Here is a 22,730-nt window from a genome sequence, read left to right on the forward strand (position 1 = left end):
AAAGCGTAGGCGATGGCCAACAGGTTGATATTCCTGTACCACCTCCCCGCCGTTTGAGTAATGGGGGGACGCAGTAGGATAGGGTAAGCGCGCTGCTGGATATGCGCGTTCAAGCAGTTAGGCTGATGAGTAGGCAAATCCGCTCATCATAAAGGCTGAGCTGTGATGACGAGGGAATTATAGTACCGAAGTTCCTGATTCCACACTGCCAAGAAAAGCCTCTAGCGAGGCGGGAGGTGCCCGTACCGCAAACCGACACAGGTAGGCGAGGAGAGAATCCTAAGGTGATCGAGAGAACTCTCGTTAAGGAACTCGGCAAAATGACCCCGTAACTTCGGGAGAAGGGGTGCTCTGGTAGGGTGTATAGCCCGAGAGAGCCGCAGTGAATAGGCCCAGGCGACTGTTTAGCAAAAACACAGGTCTCTGCGAAGCCGCAAGGCGAAGTATAGGGGCTGACGCCTGCCCGGTGCTGGAAGGTTAAGAGGAGGGGTTATCCTTTGGGAGAAGCTCTGAATCGAAGCCCCAGTAAACGGCGGCCGTAACTATAACGGTCCTAAGGTAGCGAAATTCCTTGTCGGGTAAGTTCCGACCCGCACGAAAGGCGTAACGATCTGGGCACTGTCTCAACGAGAGACTCGGTGAAATTATAGTACCTGTGAAGATGCAGGTTACCCGCGACAGGACGGAAAGACCCCGTGGAGCTTTACTGTAGCCTGATATTGAATTTTGGTACAGCTTGTACAGGATAGGTAGGAGCCTGAGAAGCCGGAGCGCTAGCTTCGGTGGAGGCGTCGGTGGGATACTACCCTGGCTGTATTGAAATTCTAACCCGCGGCCCTGATCGGGCCGGGAGACAGTGTCAGGTGGGCAGTTTGACTGGGGCGGTCGCCTCCTAAAATGTAACGGAGGCGCCCAAAGGTTCCCTCAGAATGGTTGGAAATCATTCGTAGAGTGTAAAGGCACAAGGGAGCTTGACTGCGAGACCTACAAGTCGAGCAGGGACGAAAGTCGGGCTTAGTGATCCGGTGGTTCCGCATGGAAGGGCCATCGCTCAACGGATAAAAGCTACCCCGGGGATAACAGGCTTATCTCCCCCAAGAGTCCACATCGACGGGGAGGTTTGGCACCTCGATGTCGGCTCATCGCATCCTGGGGCTGTAGTCGGTCCCAAGGGTTGGGCTGTTCGCCCATTAAAGCGGTACGCGAGCTGGGTTCAGAACGTCGTGAGACAGTTCGGTCCCTATCCGTCGTGGGCGTAGGAAATTTGAGAGGAGCTGTCCTTAGTACGAGAGGACCGGGATGGACACACCGCTGGTGTACCAGTTGTCTTGCCAAAGGCATCGCTGGGTAGCTATGTGTGGACGGGATAAGTGCTGAAAGCATCTAAGCATGAAGCCCCCCTCAAGATGAGATTTCCCATAGCGCAAGCTAGTAAGATCCCTGAAAGATGATCAGGTTGATAGGTCAGAGGTGGAAGCGTGGCGACATGTGTAGCTGACTGATACTAATCGATCGAGGACTTAACCAAACTTTTAAAAGCGTAAGCTTTACTCAGCAAACTGTTACCTAGTTTTGAGAGAGCAATCTCTTGTCTGGTGGCGATAGCGAAGAGGTCACACCCGTTCCCATACCGAACACGGAAGTTAAGCTCTTTAGCGCCAATGGTAGTTGGGACTTTGTCCCTGTGAGAGTAGGACGTTGCCAGGCACTTGAAAAAAGACTAGCTATTTTAGCTAGTCTTTTTTTGTGTGTTCATTTAAGTAACAAGAAATTAAGTAAGGAATCTTTTGAGCTGTAACCTCAAGGAACCTCAAGATAAATGGATAATCTTTCGAAGAGTATGTATGCAATAATTCATACCACCACTCTGTTTCATAACGTGAAATCATACTTAAATTATAAAGTAATAAGTAATGTGCCAACATCTCAGGGAAATATAAGCAGCTATCTTTTTCCAACGGTGCATGCAACGTGTTAGCTTGGAAATTGTACATAAAAGGTGAACAATTATATAAACAGCTTGAAGGGTCAAGAATACATACCTGATCTTCTGACAAAGACAATGATAGATGGGAACGCTCTTTTAAAAAAGAATAGAGTCTTTCGTGATTCATATGATAACACCGTGTAACTTGTTCAGGAATAGGCAAAGAGGTAGCTGGAAGCGATCCAATAGTTGTTAAATGGGAAGATGGCCTCGTGCCCAAGTTTAAAAATAATGTATCTAATTCAGGTACACAAGACAACAGATAATTCATTGTATATTTACTACCTTCTAGTTGTTTCACATGAAACAATTCTTCTCCTACTTGTGAAAATAAACCGCTTTTTTGAATCTTAACTTCATCATCTAAAAAATCATAACTTTGTTTTTTTCTTTTTCGTGTTGATACTCCATGTGCTAACACCGCCGTATTTTCGGGATATACGGGGTTTTGCGTTAACAAACAAGCTTTTAACAGCTGTGACATTCCATAAAATAATAAAACGGGTTGAACTGATACAGGAGATTGTGCCGCAACTTGATAATAATTTTTACTGTGTTCCAAATAATAAATAAATGGGTAACTGTTTTTAAAACTATGTTGCTCTGCATCGCTATAATTCAATTTTTGATAGCGCTTTTTTAAAAAGTCTTGTACAAAAGGAACGGAGAAAAATAAATTGTAGGACGTCCAAACATCATTAAATTTATGCAACTAAATCACCTTTTCTTTTTATTAGAATTATCTGATATCTAGTGAAGTTATTGACAGGTACATATCTGCTTGTTAATCTACTAATAATATTCTGTCGTTTAAAGGAGGATTCTATAATGTGGGAAAGCAAATTTTCTAAAGAAGGCTTAACATTTGATGACGTTTTACTGGTGCCAGCAAAATCTGAGGTACTACCTAAAGACGTTGATATGAGTGTTGAACTAACAAAAACATTAAAATTAAAGGTGCCGTTCATCAGTGCAGGAATGGATACAGTTACAGAAGCTGAAATGGCTATTGCGATGGCTAGACAAGGTGGTTTGGGTATCATTCACAAAAACATGTCGATTGAACAGCAAGCAGAACAAGTTGATAAAGTAAAACGTTCTGAAAGTGGTGTTATCACGGATCCTTTCTTTTTAACTCCTGAAAACCAAGTATTTGCTGCTGAACACTTAATGGGCAAATATCGTATCTCAGGTGTGCCGATTGTCAACAACGAAGAAGAACAAAAACTAGTTGGAATCCTTACAAACCGTGACTTGCGTTTCATCCAAGATTATTCAATGCAAATTGCTGATGTAATGACAAAAGAAGAATTAGTTACTGCTCCAGTAGGAACGACTTTAGAAGAAGCAGAGAAAATTCTACAGCAATACAAAATTGAAAAGTTACCTCTTGTAGATGACAATGGCGTATTAAAAGGCCTTATCACAATTAAAGACATTGAAAAAGTAATTGAGTTTCCAAATGCAGCTAAAGATCAACAAGGTCGATTATTAGTTGGAGCAGCTGTTGGCGTAACAGCTGATTCAAATGTTCGTATCGAAAAATTAGTACAAGCTGGCGTTGATGTTATCGTTATTGATACAGCGCATGGACATTCACAAGGCGTTTTAGATACAGTGCGCAGCATTCGCGAGGCATATCCAGAATTAAATATTATCGCTGGTAACGTAGCAACGGCTGAAGGTACAAAAGCATTAATTGAAGCCGGAGCAAACGTAGTAAAAGTAGGAATTGGACCTGGTTCAATTTGTACAACTCGTGTTGTCGCTGGTGTAGGCGTTCCACAAATTACGGCAGTATATGACTGTGCAACTGAAGCTCGTAAGCACGGGGTAGCTATTATTGCAGATGGCGGTATTAAGTACTCTGGAGATATCGTAAAAGCACTTGCAGCTGGTGGACATACAGTAATGCTAGGAAGCCTTCTAGCAGGAACGACAGAAAGCCCTGGCGAAACAGAAATCTACCAAGGAAGACGCTTTAAAGTGTATCGTGGAATGGGCTCTGTGGGAGCTATGGAAAAAGGAAGTAAAGATCGATACTTCCAAGAAGATAATAAAAAATTAGTTCCAGAAGGTATCGAAGGCCGTTTGCCTTACAAAGGACCTGTAGCAGATACTTTATATCAAATGATTGGTGGTTTACGCGCAGGAATGGGTTACTGTGGTTCAGCTAACTTAGAAGCGTTACGTGAACAGGCACAATTCATCCGTATGACTGGAGCAGGCTTAAGAGAAAGTCACCCACATGATGTACAAATTACAAAAGAATCTCCTAACTATTCTATGAGATAATCATGAATGTGTAAAAAACACGTTTCCTTAATAGGGAAACGTGTTTTTTATGTCATTAATCATGAATGTAACAGTACTTCTTTATCTATTTTTTTAAATTTTAGTATGATAAAATTACATTTATGTGAGTTTACGTTTGGAGGGTATAGAGTGAGAAACGCAGTACAGAAACAATTAATTTGTGTCATTGCTGTTATGTTAATGGCCAGCGTATTTTTTGTCTCTACACAAGCATCAGCTGCTTCTAAAACAGATGATATTGGCGTTGAAGCAGACGCAGCCATTTTAGTAGAGGCAAGTACGGGGAAAGTGCTATACGGGAAAAATACGGATGCTTTATTAGGTATTGCAAGCATGACAAAAATGATGACGGAATACCTAGTATTAGAATCCATAAAAGATAAGAAATTATCTTGGGATCAACGTGTGCCAGTTAGTAAATATGCAGCTAAAATTTCTCAGGATTATGGATTATCAAATGTACCATTAATCGAAAACCAAAAATATACGGTAAAAGAATTATATGATGCCATGGCTATTTATTCAGCTAATGGAGCAGCCATTGCTTTAGCTGAAGCTGTCAGTGGTTCTGAAGAAGGTTTCATTAAGTTAATGAATGAAACAGCAAAAAAATTAAATATGGGTGAATCAAAATTTGTCAATTCTACAGGTCTTTCTAATTCCTTGTTAAAAGGGATGTATCCAAAAGGAACAAAGGAAGAAGATGAGAACCTCCTATCTGCTCGGGCAGTTGCTACTCTTGCTTATCACTTGATTCATGATTATCCAGAATCTTTGGAAGTAGCCAAAACTCCTTCCAAGATGTTTAGACAAGGGCAACAAGGCGAAACAAAAATGAACAATTGGAATAAGATGCTCCCTGGTTTTTCAGCTGCATACAGCGGCGTAGACGGCTTAAAAACTGGTCATACAGATTTTGCAGGTCAATGTTTCACTGGAACTGCAGAGCGTAACGGGGTAAGATACATAACAGTTGTAATGAATGCCAAGGAAAACGGCAAGTCTACAGAAGCTGCTCGTTTTTCTCAAACGAAAAAGATATTGGACTATGCTTTTAGTCATTTTCAGTTAAAAGAAGTAGTGCCTGCTAACGGCGAGATTAAAGGGCATGAAACAATTGATGTTGCTAAAGGAAAATCAAAAGAAGCTTCCGTTTCTCCAAAGAATTCGGTAAAAATTATTACCGAAAAAGGTCAAAAAGATCATACTAAAATCAACTTTAAGTTAAACGATAAAGTTATGAACGATCAAAAAGTTGTTGCTCCTATTAAAAAAGGAGAAACAGTTGCTTATGTAAGTGCAACAAACAGCAATCTTAAAGATCTAGGCTATGTAGGAGGCCAAACTACAGATAGCATGACGCCGGTCGTGACAAACGAATCTGTTGAAAAAGCTGGATGGTTCTCTCTCGCTATCCGCAGTATTGGCAACTTCTTCAGCGATATTTGGATGAATGCTGCAAATACAGTGAATAACTGGTTTTAATGATAACTCAAGAGAAAGAAGAGATACTACAAGGGAGTATCTCTTTTTTTATTTTTAGATTTGTTTGTATATAATCTATAAATTAGATAGGAATTTTCCGAAAAATACGGTAAAATAGACACTAAGTTTTGAATTTTGTATATACACTAAAAATTATTGTGAAACACTTGATACAGGAGGAAGACAAACATGAATAACATTACAGGTACTGATCGTGTAAAACGAGGAATGGCGGAAATGCAAAAAGGTGGCGTTATCATGGACGTGATCAACGCAGAGCAAGCAAAAATTGCAGAAGCAGCAGGCGCTGTTGCCGTTATGGCATTAGAGCGTGTTCCAGCTGATATCCGTGCAGCAGGCGGCGTGTCTCGTATGGCAGACCCAACAATTGTTGAAGAAGTGATGAATGCTGTGTCCATTCCAGTTATGGCAAAAGCTCGTATTGGCCATATTGTTGAAGCACGCGTGCTAGAAGCGATGGGTGTAGACTACATCGATGAAAGTGAAGTGTTGACTCCAGCTGATGAGGAGTTTCATTTAAATAAAAATACATTTACGGTTCCATTTGTGTGCGGTTGTCGTGATCTTGGTGAAGCATCCCGCCGTATTGCTGAAGGAGCTGCAATGCTTCGTACAAAAGGCGAACCAGGGACAGGAAACATCGTGGAAGCAGTGCGTCATATGCGCCAAGTAAACGCTCAAGTACGTAAAGTTGTGGGCATGGACGAAGATGAGTTAATGACAGAGGCAAAACTATTAGGCGCGCCTTATGAGTTATTACTGCAAATTAAACGTGAAGGTCGCCTACCGGTTGTAAACTTTGCAGCGGGCGGTGTAGCAACACCAGCAGACGCAGCGTTAATGATGCAGCTTGGAGCAGACGGTGTGTTCGTTGGTTCAGGAATCTTTAAATCCGACAACCCTGAAAAATTTGCTCGAGCAATCGTTGAGGCAACAACGCATTATCAAGATTATGAACTCATTGCAAACTTGTCAAAAGGATTAGGAAGTGCAATGAAAGGAATTGAAATTTCATCATTACTACCAGAAAACCGCATGCAAGAGCGTGGATGGTAATTTAAAGGGAGTTTTGACAAAATGGTAAAAGTAGGCGTGTTAGGATTACAAGGTGCCTTTCGCGAGCATGCACAAGCATTAGAAGCAGCAGGCGCTGAAGCCATTATCATTAAAAAAGTTGAACAGCTAGACGAAATAGATGGTTTAATCCTACCGGGCGGCGAAAGCACAGCGATGCGTCGTCTGATTGACAAGTATGACTTTATGGAACCTCTTCGCCAGTTTGCACAAGCAGGTAAACCGGTGTTTGGTACGTGTGCGGGTTTAATTTTACTTGCAGGACAAGTTGTTGACCGTGAAGAGCCCCATTTAGGTGTTATGGATATTACGGTAGCTCGAAATTCATTTGGGCGCCAACGAGATAGCTTTGAAGCTGCTCTAAATATTAAAGATATTGGTGAAGATTTTATAGGCGTATTTATCCGTGCTCCGCATATTGTAGAAGTAGGAGAAAACGTTGAAGTCTTGGCAATGCATAACGACCGAATTGTTGCAGCAAGACAAGGTCAATTCTTGGGATGTTCGTTTCATCCAGAATTAACAGATGATGCTCGCATGGCTCAGTATTTTGTAGCAATGGTTGAAGAAGCTTCGAAAAAACCTGTATAAATGAATTGCATCTTGTAAAGACTTGTAGTACATTATGATTAATAAAAATGATATTGGTATAAAGCGTTGATAGGAAATAGTAATAAGATTTTTGATTTCAAGAGAGTCGATGGCTGGTGTGAATCGATAATCAATTCTTATGAATCCGTCCTGGAGCAAGCTGTCGAAAAAGTAGTAGGCAGTTTCGGTTCATCCGTTATCTGGTTTAAGAGGAAGGCTTATTTTAGCTTTCAATTAGGGTGGCAACGCGGGTAAACTCTCGTCCCTTTCATAGGGATGAGAGTTTTTATTTTGCCCTTTTATACTAAAGGAGGTACTCAGTATGTTAGATTTAAAATTTTTACGTGCTAATTTTAATGAAGTAAAAGAAAAGCTCAAGTTTCGTGGTGAGGACTTAACGGACTTAGGTCGCTTTGAAGAGTTAGATGCAAAACGCCGTGAGCTAATTGCTCAAACAGAAGAGTTAAAAAGCAAGCGAAATGAAGTATCACAGCAAATTGCACAATTGAAACGTGAAAAACAAGATGCTGATCATTTAATCGTTGAAATGCGTGAAGTAGGAGACCGCGTAAAGCAATTGGATGAAGAGCTTCGCAGCGTTGAAGAAGAGTTAGAGCTATTGCTGCTTTCAATTCCTAACGTTCCACATGAAAGTACGCCTGTAGGTGAAACTGAAGATGATAACGTAGAAGTTCGCAAATGGGGAGAAATTAAACAATTTGATTTTGAACCAAAACCGCACTGGGATTTAGGAACAGATTTAAATATTTTAGATTTTGAAAGAGCTTCGAAAGTAACGGGAAGCCGCTTTGTATTTTATAAAGGGTTAGGTGCAAGATTAGAACGTGCTCTTATTAACTTTATGATGGATTTACATATGGATGAGCATGGTTATGAAGAAATCCTTCCTCCATATATGGTGAATCGTACAAGTATGACAGGAACAGGGCAGCTTCCTAAATTTGAAGAAGATGCATTTAAAATTAAAGAAGAAGATTATTTCTTAATTCCTACAGCTGAAGTACCAGTTACAAATTTACATCGTGATGAAATTTTAAGCGGAGATCAGCTTCCAATTGCTTATACAGCGTATAGTGCTTGCTTCCGCTCAGAAGCAGGCTCTGCAGGAAGAGATACACGTGGGCTTATTCGTCAGCATCAGTTTAATAAAGTAGAACTTGTTCGCTTTGTTAAGCCAGAAGATTCTTATGATGAATTAGAAAAATTAACGGGCCATGCTGAAAAGGTTCTTCAACTATTAGGTTTACCTTACCGAGTTCTAAGCATGTGTACAGCTGACTTAGGTTTCACAGCAGCCAAAAAGTATGATATTGAAGTTTGGATTCCAAGTTATGAAACTTATCGTGAAATTTCTTCTTGTTCAAACTTTGAAAGCTTCCAAGCTCGCCGTGCTAATATTCGCTTCCGCCGTGATACAAAAGCAAAACCAGAACATGTTCATACACTAAATGGTTCTGGCTTAGCAATTGGCCGTACGGTAGCTGCAATTTTAGAAAACTACCAGCAGGAAGATGGATCAATTCAAATTCCAGAAGTGCTGCGTCCATATATGGGAAATAAAGAAGTTATTTCTAAATAAAAGTAGAAGATGTTCATTAAATTAATTTTTAATGAACATCTTTTTTAAAAAAATTAATAAAAGAGTTGACTTCATTATTTTTATATGATAAATTAATACTTGTCGATACGGAGGAATACCCAAGTCCGGCTGAAGGGATCGGTCTTGAAAACCGACAGGGGTGTTAAAGCCCGCGGGGGTTCGAATCCCTCTTCCTCCGCCATATTTGACTTATAATGCAATTAACATAGCGCGATAAATTGGAGATTGGAAAACCGTTACTTATAAGTAACGGTTTTTTATTTGTTGAAAATGCCGCTTTATTTATTAAAGCGGCATTTTTTTATAGCTGACGACGTTTTAACTTTTCATTATGTTGTAAAAAGCGAGCCACTTTTTCAACAATTGATTCAATTGAATCAGGATCCTTGAGAAGGTCGTATTCTCTAATATCTAAACGGAGAATAGGACAAGCCGTAAAGTTATTAATCCATTCTTCATATCGGGCGTGCATCTCTTTCCAATAATCAAGAGGCGTTTGTTGTTCCATTGGTCGCCCTCTTTCTTGAATGCGATCTACAATATCTTCGAAGCTGCCTTCCAAATAAATGAGCAGATCTGGATGAGGGAAGTATGGAGTCATAACCATTGCATCGAACAAGCTTGTATATGTCTCATAGTCTACTTTAGACATTGTTCCCTTTTCAAAATGCATCTTAGCAAAGATACCGGTATCTTCGTAAATGGATCTGTCTTGGATAAAGCCGCCGCCATACTCGAAAATCTTCTTTTGTTCTTTAAAGCGTTCCGCTAAAAAATATACCTGTAGGTGAAAGCTCCAGCGTTCAAAATCCCCATAAAATTTGTCCAGGTAAGGGTTGGAATCTACTTTTTCAAACGATGTGCGAAATTGGAGAGCATCAGCCAATGATTGAGTCATCGTAGATTTCCCAACTCCAACTGTACCAGCTATCGTCAACACAGCATCATTAGGAATGTTGTATTTCGATCGTAAGTTTACCATTATATACTCCTTTTCAACATACTCTCTTGAACCTCTGATAAGATTCTATTTAAGTGTTGTTTATTTTGTACAAAATCTATTTCATCACCGTTATAACGTAAAATGGTTACGTCAGGGTTCTTTTGTTCAAATGCCGTCATAGCTTTTTCATAATCATCACTTAGTCTCGCAAGGTAGTGAGGATCGATGTTTCGTTCAATTTCTCTTCCACGCATTTTAATACGCTTTAGCAAGGTATCTAAACTGGCATTTAAATAAATAATAATGTTCGGAGCCGGCATATCAGCCGTTAAGATGTGGAAGATTTGTACATATTTTTTATACTGTTCATCTTTTAACGTTTGCTCAGCGAAAATCATGTTTTTCATAATATGATAATCTGCTACAACAGGTTTTTTATAAGATAAGAACCCTTTTTGAATATCCTCTAACTGCTTATATCGATTACATAGAAAAAACATTTCGGTTTGAAAACTCCACTCGTCGATATTCTCATAAAATTTCCCGAGAAATGGATTTTCATCTACGATTTCTTTTAAAATTTCGAACTGAAATGCTTGTGCAATCTCTTTAGCTAGAGAGGTTTTTCCGACACCGATGGGTCCTTCTACTGAAATAAAAGGTGTGCCTTGCATTCATTTGCCTCCTTCATGACCACTCGTTCAAAAAAAACAGACAAAAAATATTTTAACATAGAGAAGGAGAATAAGGGGAAAAGAAATTTCTTTCAGTAAGAAGAATAACAAAAAGCCTACTGTTAACAGTAAGCTTTCCCTATTTATGGCTGTGTCACTCTTTTTGTAATTTTGAAGTTGTCTTCAATCAAGAGCCAGTTTTGCGGGAAATCTAAGCCTAGTTTCCAGTAGGCCATTCCTCTAAGTTTTAATTCTTTGATTAAATCAAACTTGGCCTGAATAGACCTAGCGTCTTCAAACCATACTTCGTGAGTGCGCTGCTGTTCATCTTTATACCGGAAGAAAGGAGCTTGTGCTTTATTGTCGTATTGAATAGCTACTTTATAACGAGCTGCCAACTCAATAGCTCGTTGAGGACTAATGGCTTTGGCATATTCTCCTCCTGGTTTGTAAGGCAGTGTCCAATCGTAACCGTATAGGTTTTGGCCCATGATAATTTTTGAACTAGGTATTTCAGATACTGCATATTCTAAAACATCACGTACGGGACCAATAGGAGAGACGGCCATAGGAGGCCCACCGCTATATCCCCATTCATATGTCATTGGAACAACGAAGTTAGCAATCTCTCCAATGGCTTTATAATCATGTGCTTCATACCATTTGCCTTTTTGATCTCGACTTGTCTTCGGAGCTAAAGCCACAGACATGAGAAGTTGCTCATCTTGAAGACGCTTTTTTGCTTTCTGTAAGAATGCAATATAGGCTTCTTTATCTGCCGGACGCAAAAATTCGAAGTCAAAGTGAATGTCTCTGAAATTTTGTTCTTTCGCTGTTTTTACAATATTATTTAAGAGCGTATCTTGAACGTCTTTATTAGTTAAAATTGCTCGGCCGACTTCATCACTGAATGCACCGTTTTCAATATTAGCCAATACCATTAAGAAGATGACGTCATTTTCTTTAGCAATAGAACCTAAATTGTTAAGTGGAGGTGCCTTTAGAGAACCGTCTTTTTGCACTTCGAAGTTCGCTGGTCCGAGATAAGTAAGGTATTTTGCATTTTGATTAATCATTTTCTCTGTTTGAGGGGTGATTTTTCGATTGCTTGTTTCAACATACCCTAAAAACTCACCGTTTCTTTTGTTTGGGGAAGGGGGAATTAAGATGCGGCGGCCAGGTGTTAAGGGTGCTGTAACTGAAACATTGTTCGCATTGGCAATAGCCTGATAGCTAACGCCTAATTTTCGTCCTATTTTCCATATAGTGTCCCCAGCTTTTACTGTGTAGTAAGTACCGTTGATGGGAATAACCATAGATTGCCCGATGACGAGTTGATTTGGATTAGGTAATTCATTTGCTCTTATAATCTTTCCTGCGTCAATCCGGAACTGTTTTGCAATACTATATATACTGTCACCTGCTTTAACAGTGTAAATTTGCATAATAAAAAGCCTCCATTTCATATGACTTACTTCCATCATATGAGAAGGCTTTTTACTTAATTCATCAACTCAGTATGTTTGCAAATACGAGCATTTAATACGTTATGCATCATTCTTAAAGCAAAGGTATTGTCTTCATCTGCGTTTGAAGCAATACAATCTTCAGGCACAATTAAATTATACTCACGCATATAAGCATCGTTGGCTGAAAAAAGCACGCATATATTTCCCGCAATTCCTGTTAAAATAAGTGTATGCACATCGAGCTGTGATAGCAAAATATTTAAAGCTGTTCCATAGAAAATAGAATGCTTTGGTTTAATTAAAAAGTAATCAGCGTTCTGTGGTGAAATGTGATGTAGAATGGGTGAACTTACCTCATTTGTGCAGTGTGTTAAAATGGTTTCTAAGTTTGCTTGCCATAGCTTATAGTGGTCATTGACGTAAATAATAGGGATATGTTGAGACGAGGCATATTGTTTTAATTCGGCAATATTTTGAGCGATTATTAAAGATTTTTCAGCAAGTACTTTGCCGTTTTTGAATTGAAAATCGTTTAGCATATCAATAATAATTAAAGCAGTTTTAGCATTCTTCACACAAGGTCTCTCCTTTTCCTGATGTACATAGTAAATAGTTTGACTCAGAAAAAATATAATATGTAAGGTTGGATAAAAAGTGTTAAATGATGAAAAGTATATGAGGTTGGCAATTGATGAAGCATTAAAAGCTAAAGATAAATTAGAGGTTCCTATTGGAGCAGTTATTGTTCAAAATGATGAGGTGATTGCTGCAGCTTATAACTTACGAGAAACAGAACAGCGATCAGTTGCTCATGCGGAACTTTTAGCCATTGATGAAGCATGTAAGAAACTAGGAACATGGAGGTTGGAAGACGCTACGTTATATGTCACCTTAGAACCATGTCCGATGTGTGCAGGTGCTATTGTATTATCAAGAGTGAAAAGAGTTGTGTTTGGCGCTTATGATCCTAAAGGTGGCTGCGCTGGAACATTGTTAAATTTATTAGAGTTTGAAAAGTTTAATCATCAAGCAGAAGTAGTAGGAGGTATGCTAGAAGAAGAATGCGGGAGCCTCTTAACGACTTTTTTTCGTGAGTTACGTCAACGAAAAAAGGCTGGAAAATAGCGCTAAAAAAGTAAGTTTTCCATAGCGGTTGCATTTTTGAATGAAAAGACGTATACTTGTAAATGCATCAACTTGATGCCCAAACTATTGGTTTCAACTTTGCCGTGCTAAGCGGGGAGGTAGCGGTGCCCTGTACTCGCAATCCGCTCTAGCGAGGCCGAATTCCTTCTTGAGGTTAGCTCATCTTAGGGCCTGCCTTAAGTAAGTGGTGTTGACGTTTGGGTCCTATGCAATGGGAATCTGTGAACCCTGTCAGGTCCGGAAGGAAGCAGCAGTAAGCAGAACCTCTCATGTGCCATGGGGTCGCCTGAACCGAGCTAACTGCTTAAGTAACGCCTGGGGTGGCTAATCGACGGAAGGTGCACGGCAGTTATATACATAAGTTTAGTCTACTCTGTGAGAGTAGGCTTTTTATTTTATCTCTTACTATTTTGAAAAAAAACCTCATAATACGCTATAATGAGAACTAATGAATTATATTAAAAGGAGAGGATGTAGTGGCATATCAGGCTCTGTACCGTGTATACCGTCCTCAAAGCTTTAACGACGTAGTCGGTCAACAACATATTATCAAAACACTTCAAAATGCCCTTGTCCAAGAAAAATTTTCGCATGCGTATTTATTTTCTGGGCCTCGAGGGACAGGGAAGACAACAGCTGCTAAAATTTTAGCGAAAGCCGTTAACTGTGAAAAAGCACCCATTGCTGAACCTTGTAATGAATGTGCAACTTGTCGGGGAATTACGGATGGTTCCATTTCTGATGTAATTGAAATTGATGCAGCCTCTAATAATGGAGTCGATGAAATTCGAGATATCCGTGATAAAGTAAAATATGCACCTAGTGCTGTTCGATACAAAGTGTACATTATTGATGAAGTTCATATGCTTTCAATTGGAGCTTTTAACGCTTTGTTAAAAACGTTAGAAGAACCTCCTGCACATGTCATCTTTATTTTAGCTACAACAGAGCCCCATAAAATTCCATTAACGATTATCTCCAGATGTCAGCGCTTTGATTTCAAACGCATTTCGCCAGAAGATATCGTATATCGAATGAAGGAAGTATTAGGTTCTGAAGAGCTAGAAGTAAGCGAGGATGCTCTTTACGAAATTGCGAAAGCTTCAGAAGGCGGCATGCGTGATGCACTTAGTCTTTTAGACCAAGCCATCTCGTATAGTACGGAGAAGGTGAGCTTAGAGGATGTTCTATCCATAACAGGAGCAGTATCACAGTCTTTTATTGTGAAGATCGTCCAAGCTATCTTTAACGAAAACATTGTAGAAGCGCTAGATTCTGTTGAAAGTTTGATCAAAAACGGAAAAGATCCAGCGAGGTTTGTAGAGGACCTCATCTTCTATTATCGTGATGTTCTGCTTTATCAAGCTTCAGAAGAAAATGCATATTTACTTGAAAAAGCAGCGGTTAACGAAGAGTTTAAAGAACTTAGTTCAAAAATGGATAGTGCCTTTATTTATAAAGTCATTGCTGAATTGAACCAAACTCAGCAAGAGATGAAATGGAGCAATCATCCTCGAGTGCTACTTGAAGTAGCTTTAGTAAAATTAGCTCAAAGTTCTACAAATCAAGAGGGTGCTCTTCCATATCAAGACATTTTGCAAAAAATGAATCAAATGGAAGCAGAACTGCAGCAGCTAAAAGAAAAAGGCATTCAAGTTGATCATACAGCTCAGGCAGCGCAAACAGAGAAAAAACAGACAAGACAGTCAAGAAGTCAGTACAAAACGCCTGTTGGAAAGGTAAATGAAGTTTTAAAAAATGCCACTCGGCAGAATTTAGAAACCATTAAGCGATCTTGGGCGCAGGTATTAGACACATTGAAACAACAAAATAAAGCTTCACATGCAGCGTTGTTATCTAACAGTGAACCGGTTGCGTCTTCAGATCAATCATTTATACTTAAATTCAAATATGAAATTCATTGCAAAATGGCTTCTGAAAATAACAACAATGTACGTGATAATTTAGAGAATATCTTATATACTTTAATTGGCAGCAAGCGTGAAATGGTTGCAATTCCAGAAAGTGAATGGGATAAAGTAAGAGAAGAGTTTCTTCAAGGACAGCAAAGTGATGGGTCATCAGGTCAACCACAGGAGGAAGACCCCGTGGTTGCAGAAGCGAAAAAGCTATTTGGAGAAGACTTAATCGAAATTCAAGAGTAAATTTAGGAGGAATGTTCATATGATGAAAGGCATGGGCAATATGCAAAAAATGATGAAACAAATGCAAAAAATGCAAAAAGATATGCAAAAAGCGCAGGAAGAGTTAGCTGAAAAAACTGTTGAAGGTACAGCTGGCGGTGGAATGGTAACAGTTGTGGTTAACGGTCAGAAACAAGTAATTGATGTAAATATTAAAGAGGATGTAGTAGATCCTGAAGATATTGAAATGCTACAAGATTTAGTACTAGCAGCAACAAATGACGCATTAAAACAAATGGACGATTTAACAAATAACACAATGGGTCAATTTACAAAAGGTTTAAATATTCCAGGACTTTAATAAGGTGGTTGCCACGTGCATTATCCAGAACCAATATCAAAGCTTATAGATAGTTTTATGAAGTTACCCGGCATTGGTCCAAAAACAGCTGTTCGCTTAGCGTTCTTTGTTTTATCTATGAAAGAAGATACGGTATTAGATTTTGCAAAAGCATTAGTTAATGCGAAGCGAAATTTAACCTATTGTTCAGTTTGTGGGCATATCACAGATCAAGATCCTTGCTACATTTGTCAAGATCAGCGTAGAGAGCGCAGTGTGGTGTGTGTCGTGCAAGACCCTAAAGATGTCATTGCAATGGAGAAAATGAAAGAATATAACGGCTTGTATCATGTCCTGCATGGCGCAATTTCACCTATGGAAGGAATAGGGCCTGAAGATATCAAAGTACCAGAGTTATTAAAAAGACTTCAAGATGATGAGATTCAAGAAGTGATTTTAGCTACTAACCCGAATATAGAGGGCGAAGCTACGGCTATGTATATCTCTAGGCTCTTAAAGCCGACAGGAATTAAAATTACTAGAATTGCTCATGGGTTACCCGTCGGAGGAGACCTTGAGTACGCGGACGAAGTAACATTATCTAAAGCCCTAGAAGGTAGAAGAGAAGTATAACGAGGTACTTGCATATGTTTTTTAAACGAAAAGGTTGGCTACGCAAAGAGTACGATGATGAATTTGTGAAGACTTTTATGCAAGTAAAGCAGGAATGGAGTCACAAAACTTCAATGGTAGAAAGAAGTGTAGATCCTTCAGAAGAGGTAATGGTAGATATTCGATTAGCCAAAATGAAGTATCTTTTTCTATTAAAAGAAGCCAAACATCGAAATATTTCAATTAACAGGATGTCATAGAGGCATCCTGTTTTGTTGTCTTTATAAAATAAGGATTTCCTTCCGTGAAATAGTGCTTTTTTTGAATGCTTGGACATATATATAAGGTAACTTATCTGCTTTAAGAAGGAGGCAACATGCTAAATCATCCTATTGTAGTTGTGTCTTTTTTAATAGGGCTAATCATTCTACTCTTAGTAACAGGTGGTGTTGAAAAAATGCTTCGAGTCATTGGAAATTTATCGATTAAGCTTATTATTGGCGTTTTGCTGCTTTTCTTTATTAACATCTTTGGCGTACAGTTCGGTATTCATATTCCTATTAATTTCCCCACAGCTATTGTTTCAGCTATTTTAGGTATTCCAGGAATAGCTGCCCTACTTGTTATTAATAATTTCATATTATAATTTGGAAGAATATCCAAAATAAAAGTTTTCTGGAATCTTTTCGAGAAAACTTTTATTTTTTTTGAAAAAGTTGTTGACCAGCAAGTTATCAGATGTTATATTTATATACGTCGCTAAGACAGTAACGAAAAATAACTCAAAAATAACTTAAAGAAAAAAGTTGTTGACAAGTTATTCTTAAGGTGGTAAGATAAGAAAGTCGCCTTGAGACAAGAGTTCTTTGAAAACTGAACGAAATAGTAAACGTCAACGTTAATTTTTATTTTTTTAAACGAGCAAGTCAAACATTTCTTCGGAGAGTTTGATCCTGGCTCAGGATGAACGCTGGCGGCGTGCCTAATACATGCAAGCGAACACGGAAGTTAAGCTCTTTAGCGCCAATGGTAGTTGGGACTTTGTCCCTGTGAGAGTAGGACGTTGCCAGGCACTTGAAAAAAGACTAGCTAAAATAGCTAGTCTTTTTTTATTATTCACAAAGTATAAGCTATCTACATAAAATGGGGTAAATGAACTGCATAAAGAAGTTACATCTTGTCGATACTTATTTAGTGGAGGTGGAGAGTAATGGAAAAACAAATTAAAACATGTTCCGTTTGTCATGAACAGCATACAAAGGGTATTGAGGTGTTTTCCAGCTTTATATGCCAACACTGCGAGGTAGAGATTGTAGAGGTGGATTCATCTCATTTTCGTTATCAATTGTTAGTAAATCAATTAAAGAGAATATCAGGAGCGTTTTCTTACTAAAAGCCCTTTTTTATAAGGGCTTCTTTATATGGCTCAAAAAAATCATCTAAGTTTGTTATAATGAAAGAAAAATGAATTTTGATAGGAAAAATGCTTACATATTCTTTTATCAAGTTAACAATGTTATATTTACAAAAAGTAAGGAATGGATGTATGGATACATATTTACCTTTATATAACCGTTTAGTAAGGCATAGCGAAAAGAGGTCACTCTCTTACCACGTGCCCGGCCATAAAAATGGTCAAATTCTACCTTCACATATTCAGTCTTCTTACGCAGATTTTTTGCAATACGATCTAACGGAAATTAGCGGATTAGATGATTTACATGAAGCAGAATCTGTTATTAAAGAAGCACAAGAGTTAACGGCAAAGTTGTATGGAGTAGATGAAAGCTTTTTTTTAGTTAATGGTTCTACTGTAGGCAACCTCTCAGCAATTTTATCTCTTTGTCAAGAAGGAGATAAAATTGCTGTTCAAAGAGATTCTCATAAATCTATTTTTAATGCTATTACTTTATCAAAGGCATCACCTATTTTTTTAGCTCCTGAAATAGATTCAAAAACACATCTTAGTACAGGTGTATCCATTAAAACAATTAAAGCGGCTTTAGAGCGTTCTGAGGATATAAAAGCATTTGTATTAACAAATCCTACTTACTACGGGGTGGCACGAGATTTAAAGGAGACCATTGACTTTATTCATAGCTACAATATTCCTATAGTTATTGATGAAGCTCATGGAGCCCATTTTATTTTAGGCAATCCTTTTCCGTCGTCAGCTGTTACGTATGGAGCTGACCTTGTCGTTCAGTCAGCACATAAAACGCTACCAGCTATGACAATGGGTTCTTATTTACATATGCAGGGAACATTAGTGAATAAGCAAGCGGTGCGCCATTACCTACAAGTACTTCAGTCAAGCAGTCCTTCATACCCTATTATGGCTTCTCTCGATTTGGCACGGTATTATCTGCAGCAGTTTACACAGCATGATATCGATAGAATGACTGACAATATTCATTCGTTTGTTGAAAAGATTAATAAGATTGATACACTTTCAACTATTAATGTGGAAACAGATCAAACTGCTACCGACCTTTTGAAAATGACATTGACTTGTTCGGCGGCAACAGGATATGATTTGCAAAAGGAACTGGAAAAACAAGATATTTATACAGAACTAGCTGACGTTAACTATGTATTGTTTGTTCTACCGTTAAGCAGCAGTTGGGACTTTAATGATACAATTAAGCGGGTTAGACAAGCAGTAGCAAATATACAGCGTAAGTCGTATGAAAAACCACTAATCAAACCATTTCGTTTTTCAAGGGCAACGGTTCTCCTGTCTATGGAAGAAAGAAAATTAAGGACAAAGCATATGTGTTCGTTTGAAGAAGCGATTGGGTGTGTAAGCGCACAATCTATTATTCCATATCCTCCTGGAATTCCTATTTTAATGGAGGGAGAAACGATTACGAGCAATCATATTGACTATATTTTGCATATTCAAAGGTTAAATGGTCATATTCAAGGCGGCTCTTGTATGGAAGAAGGAAAGATAGAAGTATTTAAATAGAGAAAGGAATTTATACATGTCAGGAACGTTTATTACATTCGAAGGGCCAGAGGGTGCTGGTAAGACGACCATCATCCATATGGTTCAACAAAAATTAATACAAGATGGCTATAACATTGTATTAACAAGAGAGCCTGGAGGCATACGAATTGCTGAACAAATTCGTGAAATCATCTTAAATCCATCTAACACGGAAATGGATGCCAGAACAGAAGCACTTCTTTACGCTGCGGCTAGGAGACAACATCTTGTAGAAAAAGTGATTCCTGAGCTAAATAAAGGGAATATAGTATTATGTGACCGTTTTATTGATAGCTCACTTGCTTATCAAGGAAATGCGCGGGGGATAGGTGTAGAAGATATTTTTGCTATCAATCAATTTGCTATTGAGCAAACGATGCCACAGGCCACTTTATATTTTGATATTGAGCCTGAGGTAGGATTAGAAAGAATTAATAAAGGTCGAAAAGATGAGATTAATCGATTAGATTTAGAATCCTTAGACTTTCATTACAAAGTACGAGATGGATATCTATCTCTTTTGAGTCAATTTCCAGAGCGTATTCGCCGAATTGATGCAAATCAATCCATTGAAAAGGTCTGTGAAGAAGCTTATAAACAGATACAATTGATTTTAAAATAAATACAGATGATTGTTATTCTTGCTATACTATTCTTAACAATAAAGTAAAATGAGGTGTTATTCATGAAATTAGTAATGGCCGTTATTCAAGATTCAGATAGCTCAAAGCTTTTAAATGCACTTGTAGAAAGAGGATTTCGTTCAACCAAATTATCAAGTACGGGCGGATTTTTAAAATCAGGGAATACAACAATTATGATTGGTACAGATGATCATAAAGTAGATGAAGTACTTGATATTATTAAGGGCCAATGTGAAAACCGCAGACAGATGATTTCTCCTGTGGCACCGATGGGTGGTAATGCAGATTCATACATTCCGTATCCTGTTGAAGTTGAAGTGGGCGGAGCTACAGTATTCGTACTACCAGTAGATCAATTTCATCAATTTTAAGAGAGAAGATTTTAAATAGAAAGTGATGATTGAATGGGAAATACATGGGAACAGCTTGAAGCTCTTCAGCCGAACGTATTAAAGATTTTGCAAAACAGCTTACTTAAAGAGCGAGTTGCTCATGCTTATTTATTTGAAGGAAGCAAAGGAACAGGTAAAAAACAAATTAGTTTTTTGTTTGCTAAAGCACTGTTTTGCCAAAATCCAGTTAATCATAGGCCATGCCATGAGTGCAGTAACTGCCGGCGAATTGATTCAGGTAATCATCCAGATATTCACTTGATTGAGCCAGCTGGTTTATCGATTAAAAAAGAGCAAATTCAATTCTTGCAATCAGAATTCACAAAAACCGGTGTTGAATCTAATAAAAAGTTATATATTGTGAATCATGTTGATAAAATGACAGTAAGCGCAGCAAATAGTTTACTGAAATTTTTAGAAGAGCCTGGCAACGGAACTTATGCAATTTTATTAACAGAAAATATACAGCGCTTATTAGATACGATTATCTCACGTTGCCAAGTAATATCATTTCGATCTCTTACACCAGAACAGTTAGCTGAAAAACTAGTAGAAAATGGCCTTTCCGCAGTAGATGCGTCCATCTTGTCTAATTTAACAAACAGCATTGATGAAGCAATTGAATTAAGTAAAGATGAATGGTTTGGACTTGCAATAAAGTTAGTGATACAATTATATGAAGTGTTAACAACGAGACCTCAACAAGCTCTTCTTTTTATTCATGAAAAGTGGGTAACACATTTTAAAGAAAAAGAACAAGCTCATATTGGTTTAACTTTATTGATGCTTCTTTACCGTGATTTGTTGACGCTGCAAGTTGGACAAGAGTCTAAAATCGTCTATCGTCATAAAATAGAAGAATTAAAACAGCAAGCTCTTCAGACAACGCAGGAAAAAGCGATTTATCGCTTAGAGGTTATCTTGAAGGCCAAAAATAAATTAAATTCAAATATGAATCTACAGTTATTAATGGAACAGCTGGTGTTGGATTTGCAGGAGGGATAAAAGCTTGTATGATGTAGTAGGCGTTCGCTTTAAAAAAGCGGGAAAAATATATTATTTTGACCCTGGAGAACTTACAATTCCAGATGGTGAGTTTGTTATTGTAGAAACAGTTCGTGGTGTTGAATTTGGCAGAGTGGTTATTAACAAAAAGCAAGTAAGTGAACATGATGTCGTGCTTCCTTTGAAAAAAGTAATCCGCATTGCTGAACAAAAAGACAGGCTGATTGTGGATGAAAATAAACAAGCTGCTAGAGAAGCGTATGACGTATGCGTGCAAAAAATTCAATCACACGATTTAGATATGAAGTTAGTAGATGTAGAATATACGTTTGATCGTAATAAAGTCATTTTTTATTTTACAGCAGACGGCCGTATTGATTTTAGAGAGCTAGTTAAAGATTTAGCTGCTATTTTCCGTACGCGAATTGAGCTTCGTCAAATTGGTGTACGAGACGAGGCAAAACTGTTGGGTGGGATAGGTCCTTGTGGACGTATGCTATGTTGCTCAACGTTTTTAGGTGATTTTGAGCCGGTTTCTATTAAGATGGCCAAAGACCAAAACCTATCGCTTAATCCAACGAAAATTTCTGGTTTATGCGGACGTTTGATGTGTTGTTTAAAATATGAAAATGATGAGTATGAAACGGCAAAAGAACAGCTTCCTGATATAGGCTCAACAATTAAAACTTCAGATGGTTCAGGACGTGTAGTAGGTTTGAATATTTTGGAAAGAATTATTCAAGTGGAACTGTCAGATCACGAACAAATTTTAGAGTATACTCTGGATGAGATCAATAATGAAGGTGCTGTTTCGTTTCAAGCCACAGATTAACGAGGTGGGCAAAGGTGGATAAAAAAGAGATTTTTGATTCGGTGACAAACATGGAGGAACAAATTGGTCATTTATATAAGCAGTTAGGTGAGTTGAAAGAGCATCTTGCTGAGCTAATTGAAGAAAATCATCATCTGCAAATAGAAAATGATCATTTGCGCCGTCGCCTTGACCAGACAAACTTCGAAACGAAGCTGAAAAATAGACATTCAAAAGCAAGCGCTCAAACAAAAGAGCAAAAACAAATTGATATCGGAGAAGGATATGACAATTTGGCTCGCCTTTACCAAGAGGGTTTTCATATTTGTAACATTCATTATGGAAGTGTGCGTAAAGATGGAGACTGTTTGTTTTGCTTGTCATTTTTAAATAAAAAGTAACAACACCTCTCCCTTTTGGAGAGGTTCTTTTTATGAGTAAAAGATGTAAATAATAGATGTAC

23 protein-coding genes, 1 tRNA gene, 2 rRNA genes, 1 other RNA gene and 1 other annotated feature (1 of these 28 only partly in view) are annotated in these 22,730 nt (G+C 38.3%); of the genes, 22 read left to right on the top strand and 5 right to left on the bottom strand.

The genetic code is table 11. From position 1 onward, the window contains the following. Positions 1-1,528, top strand: a 23S ribosomal RNA gene (locus CEQ83_RS00050) (it extends 1,408 nt beyond the left edge of the window). 63 nt (positions 1,529-1,591) lie between these two features. Continuing rightward, a 5S ribosomal RNA gene (rrf, locus tag CEQ83_RS00055) occupies positions 1,592-1,707 on the top strand. A gap of 26 nt (positions 1,708-1,733) precedes the next feature. Here rrf and CEQ83_RS00060 read toward each other — a convergent pair. Further along, positions 1,734-2,699, bottom strand: a complete 966-nt coding sequence (locus tag CEQ83_RS00060; RefSeq protein ID WP_028412712.1) for a YaaC family protein — start codon at positions 2,697-2,699, stop codon at positions 1,734-1,736. A 116-nt stretch (positions 2,700-2,815) separates the two neighbouring features. On the opposite strand from CEQ83_RS00060, the gene guaB reads away from it, so the two are divergent. The 6 genes from guaB (at position 2,816) to CEQ83_RS00090 (ending at position 9,276) form a co-directional block, all read left to right on the top strand. After that, positions 2,816-4,282, top strand: a complete 1,467-nt coding sequence (guaB, locus tag CEQ83_RS00065; RefSeq protein ID WP_013054827.1) for an IMP dehydrogenase — start codon at positions 2,816-2,818, stop codon at positions 4,280-4,282. 150 nt (positions 4,283-4,432) lie between these two features. Then, a complete protein-coding gene (locus CEQ83_RS00070; RefSeq protein WP_028412711.1) occupies positions 4,433-5,788 on the top strand; it encodes a serine hydrolase in 1,356 nt (451 codons plus the stop codon). Between the two features lie 189 nt (positions 5,789-5,977). Further along, on the top strand, positions 5,978-6,865 hold the full coding sequence (pdxS, locus tag CEQ83_RS00075; RefSeq protein ID WP_013054829.1) for a pyridoxal 5'-phosphate synthase lyase subunit PdxS: 888 nt from the start codon (positions 5,978-5,980) through the stop codon (positions 6,863-6,865). Between the two features lie 21 nt (positions 6,866-6,886). Beyond that, a complete protein-coding gene (pdxT, locus tag CEQ83_RS00080) occupies positions 6,887-7,474 on the top strand; it encodes a pyridoxal 5'-phosphate synthase glutaminase subunit PdxT (protein WP_028412710.1) in 588 nt (195 codons plus the stop codon). Positions 7,475-7,531: 57 nt separating this feature from the next. Beyond that, positions 7,532-7,744 (top strand) — a binding site (T-box leader). 52 nt (positions 7,745-7,796) lie between these two features. After that, positions 7,797-9,074 carry a serine--tRNA ligase gene (serS, locus tag CEQ83_RS00085; RefSeq protein ID WP_028412709.1) on the top strand — a complete coding sequence of 426 codons (1,278 nt, stop codon included), beginning with the start codon at positions 7,797-7,799 and terminating at the stop codon, positions 9,072-9,074. 109 nt (positions 9,075-9,183) lie between these two features. Beyond that, positions 9,184-9,276, top strand: a tRNA-Ser gene (locus CEQ83_RS00090). A gap of 120 nt (positions 9,277-9,396) precedes the next feature. On the opposite strand, the gene CEQ83_RS00095 is transcribed toward CEQ83_RS00090, so the two are convergent. From CEQ83_RS00095 to CEQ83_RS00110, 4 genes are all read right to left on the bottom strand, one after another. Further along, positions 9,397-10,077 (bottom strand): deoxynucleoside kinase, encoded by a 681-nt coding sequence (locus CEQ83_RS00095; protein ID WP_028412708.1) that lies wholly within the window; start codon positions 10,075-10,077, stop codon positions 9,397-9,399. Beyond that, the gene (locus CEQ83_RS00100) at positions 10,077-10,712 is read right to left on the bottom strand and encodes a deoxynucleoside kinase (RefSeq protein ID WP_028412707.1); all 636 of its coding nucleotides are present in this window, start codon (positions 10,710-10,712) and stop codon (positions 10,077-10,079) included. Before CEQ83_RS00100 ends, CEQ83_RS00095 begins: the two co-directional genes overlap by 1 nt. A 143-nt stretch (positions 10,713-10,855) precedes the next feature. After that, a complete protein-coding gene (locus CEQ83_RS00105) occupies positions 10,856-12,157 on the bottom strand; it encodes a glycoside hydrolase family 18 protein (RefSeq protein WP_013081323.1) in 1,302 nt (433 codons plus the stop codon). 56 nt (positions 12,158-12,213) lie between these two features. Further along, entirely contained in the window at positions 12,214-12,756 is a 543-nt protein-coding gene (locus CEQ83_RS00110; RefSeq protein ID WP_033580900.1) for a cysteine hydrolase family protein, read from the bottom strand. 79 nt (positions 12,757-12,835) lie between these two features. On the opposite strand from CEQ83_RS00110, the gene tadA reads away from it, so the two are divergent. From tadA to yabA, 14 genes are all read left to right on the top strand, one after another. Next, the gene (gene tadA / locus CEQ83_RS00115; RefSeq protein ID WP_028412705.1) at positions 12,836-13,306 is read left to right on the top strand and encodes a tRNA adenosine(34) deaminase TadA; all 471 of its coding nucleotides are present in this window, start codon (positions 12,836-12,838) and stop codon (positions 13,304-13,306) included. 102 nt (positions 13,307-13,408) lie between these two features. Continuing rightward, positions 13,409-13,673: signal recognition particle sRNA large type (ffs, locus tag CEQ83_RS00120), an RNA gene on the top strand. Between the two features lie 130 nt (positions 13,674-13,803). Continuing rightward, positions 13,804-15,492 carry a DNA polymerase III subunit gamma/tau gene (gene dnaX / locus CEQ83_RS00125; protein ID WP_028412704.1) on the top strand — a complete coding sequence of 563 codons (1,689 nt, stop codon included), beginning with the start codon at positions 13,804-13,806 and terminating at the stop codon, positions 15,490-15,492. A 19-nt stretch (positions 15,493-15,511) separates the two neighbouring features. After that, positions 15,512-15,832: a YbaB/EbfC family nucleoid-associated protein gene (locus CEQ83_RS00130; RefSeq protein ID WP_013081327.1), complete on the top strand. Its 321-nt coding sequence runs from the start codon at positions 15,512-15,514 to the stop codon at positions 15,830-15,832. Between the two features lie 15 nt (positions 15,833-15,847). Then, positions 15,848-16,444, top strand: coding sequence for a recombination mediator RecR (recR, locus tag CEQ83_RS00135; RefSeq protein ID WP_014461944.1), 597 nt, complete (start codon positions 15,848-15,850; stop codon positions 16,442-16,444). A gap of 14 nt (positions 16,445-16,458) precedes the next feature. Continuing rightward, complete coding sequence (locus CEQ83_RS00140; protein WP_013054840.1) at positions 16,459-16,683, top strand: YaaL family protein; 225 nt, start codon at positions 16,459-16,461, stop codon at positions 16,681-16,683. A 116-nt stretch (positions 16,684-16,799) separates the two neighbouring features. Then, a complete protein-coding gene (locus CEQ83_RS00145; RefSeq protein ID WP_013081328.1) occupies positions 16,800-17,069 on the top strand; it encodes a pro-sigmaK processing inhibitor BofA family protein in 270 nt (89 codons plus the stop codon). Between the two features lie 564 nt (positions 17,070-17,633). Further along, a complete protein-coding gene (locus CEQ83_RS00150; RefSeq protein WP_013081329.1) occupies positions 17,634-17,816 on the top strand; it encodes a sigma factor G inhibitor Gin in 183 nt (60 codons plus the stop codon). 153 nt (positions 17,817-17,969) lie between these two features. Continuing rightward, on the top strand, positions 17,970-19,394 hold the full coding sequence (locus tag CEQ83_RS00155) for an aminotransferase class I/II-fold pyridoxal phosphate-dependent enzyme (RefSeq protein WP_028412631.1): 1,425 nt from the start codon (positions 17,970-17,972) through the stop codon (positions 19,392-19,394). Between the two features lie 16 nt (positions 19,395-19,410). Next, positions 19,411-20,037, top strand: a complete 627-nt coding sequence (tmk, locus tag CEQ83_RS00160; RefSeq protein ID WP_028412632.1) for a dTMP kinase — start codon at positions 19,411-19,413, stop codon at positions 20,035-20,037. Positions 20,038-20,100: 63 nt separating this feature from the next. Further along, a complete protein-coding gene (locus tag CEQ83_RS00165) occupies positions 20,101-20,430 on the top strand; it encodes a cyclic-di-AMP receptor (RefSeq protein ID WP_013054845.1) in 330 nt (109 codons plus the stop codon). A 33-nt stretch (positions 20,431-20,463) separates the two neighbouring features. Continuing rightward, positions 20,464-21,456: a DNA polymerase III subunit delta' gene (gene holB / locus CEQ83_RS00170; RefSeq protein WP_013054846.1), complete on the top strand. Its 993-nt coding sequence runs from the start codon at positions 20,464-20,466 to the stop codon at positions 21,454-21,456. Positions 21,457-21,460: 4 nt separating this feature from the next. Then, complete coding sequence (locus CEQ83_RS00175) at positions 21,461-22,288, top strand: PSP1 domain-containing protein (RefSeq protein WP_013054847.1); 828 nt, start codon at positions 21,461-21,463, stop codon at positions 22,286-22,288. A 14-nt stretch (positions 22,289-22,302) separates the two neighbouring features. Then, positions 22,303-22,668 (top strand): DNA replication initiation control protein YabA, encoded by a 366-nt coding sequence (gene yabA, locus CEQ83_RS00180; protein WP_013054848.1) that lies wholly within the window; start codon positions 22,303-22,305, stop codon positions 22,666-22,668. Positions 22,669-22,730: the final 62 nt, after the last annotated feature.

The organism is Priestia megaterium, assembly GCF_009497655.1.
Classification (GTDB): domain Bacteria; phylum Bacillota; class Bacilli; order Bacillales; family Bacillaceae_H; genus Priestia; species Priestia zanthoxyli.

Bases quoted from the DNA above. Each gene is read 5' to 3' on its own strand.
- tmk (WP_028412632.1), top strand. From the start codon at position 19,411: ATGTCAGGAACGTTTATTACATTCGAAGGGCCAGAGGGTGCTGGTAAG.
- serS (WP_028412709.1), top strand. From the start codon at position 7,797: ATGTTAGATTTAAAATTTTTACGTGCTAATTTTAATGAAGTAAAAGAA.
- CEQ83_RS00105 (WP_013081323.1), bottom strand. From the start codon at position 12,157: ATGCAAATTTACACTGTTAAAGCAGGTGACAGTATATATAGTATTGCA.
- CEQ83_RS00140 (WP_013054840.1), top strand. From the start codon at position 16,459: ATGTTTTTTAAACGAAAAGGTTGGCTACGCAAAGAGTACGATGATGAA.
- CEQ83_RS00095 (WP_028412708.1), bottom strand. From the start codon at position 10,077: ATGGTAAACTTACGATCGAAATACAACATTCCTAATGATGCTGTGTTG.
- holB (WP_013054846.1), top strand. From the start codon at position 20,464: ATGGGAAATACATGGGAACAGCTTGAAGCTCTTCAGCCGAACGTATTA.
- CEQ83_RS00155 (WP_028412631.1), top strand. From the start codon at position 17,970: ATGGATACATATTTACCTTTATATAACCGTTTAGTAAGGCATAGCGAA.
- pdxS (WP_013054829.1), top strand. From the start codon at position 5,978: ATGAATAACATTACAGGTACTGATCGTGTAAAACGAGGAATGGCGGAA.
- CEQ83_RS00130 (WP_013081327.1), top strand. From the start codon at position 15,512: ATGATGAAAGGCATGGGCAATATGCAAAAAATGATGAAACAAATGCAA.
- CEQ83_RS00145 (WP_013081328.1), top strand. From the start codon at position 16,800: ATGCTAAATCATCCTATTGTAGTTGTGTCTTTTTTAATAGGGCTAATC.
- CEQ83_RS00165 (WP_013054845.1), top strand. From the start codon at position 20,101: ATGAAATTAGTAATGGCCGTTATTCAAGATTCAGATAGCTCAAAGCTT.
- CEQ83_RS00100 (WP_028412707.1), bottom strand. From the start codon at position 10,712: ATGCAAGGCACACCTTTTATTTCAGTAGAAGGACCCATCGGTGTCGGA.
- guaB (WP_013054827.1), top strand. From the start codon at position 2,816: ATGTGGGAAAGCAAATTTTCTAAAGAAGGCTTAACATTTGATGACGTT.
- CEQ83_RS00150 (WP_013081329.1), top strand. From the start codon at position 17,634: ATGGAAAAACAAATTAAAACATGTTCCGTTTGTCATGAACAGCATACA.
- pdxT (WP_028412710.1), top strand. From the start codon at position 6,887: ATGGTAAAAGTAGGCGTGTTAGGATTACAAGGTGCCTTTCGCGAGCAT.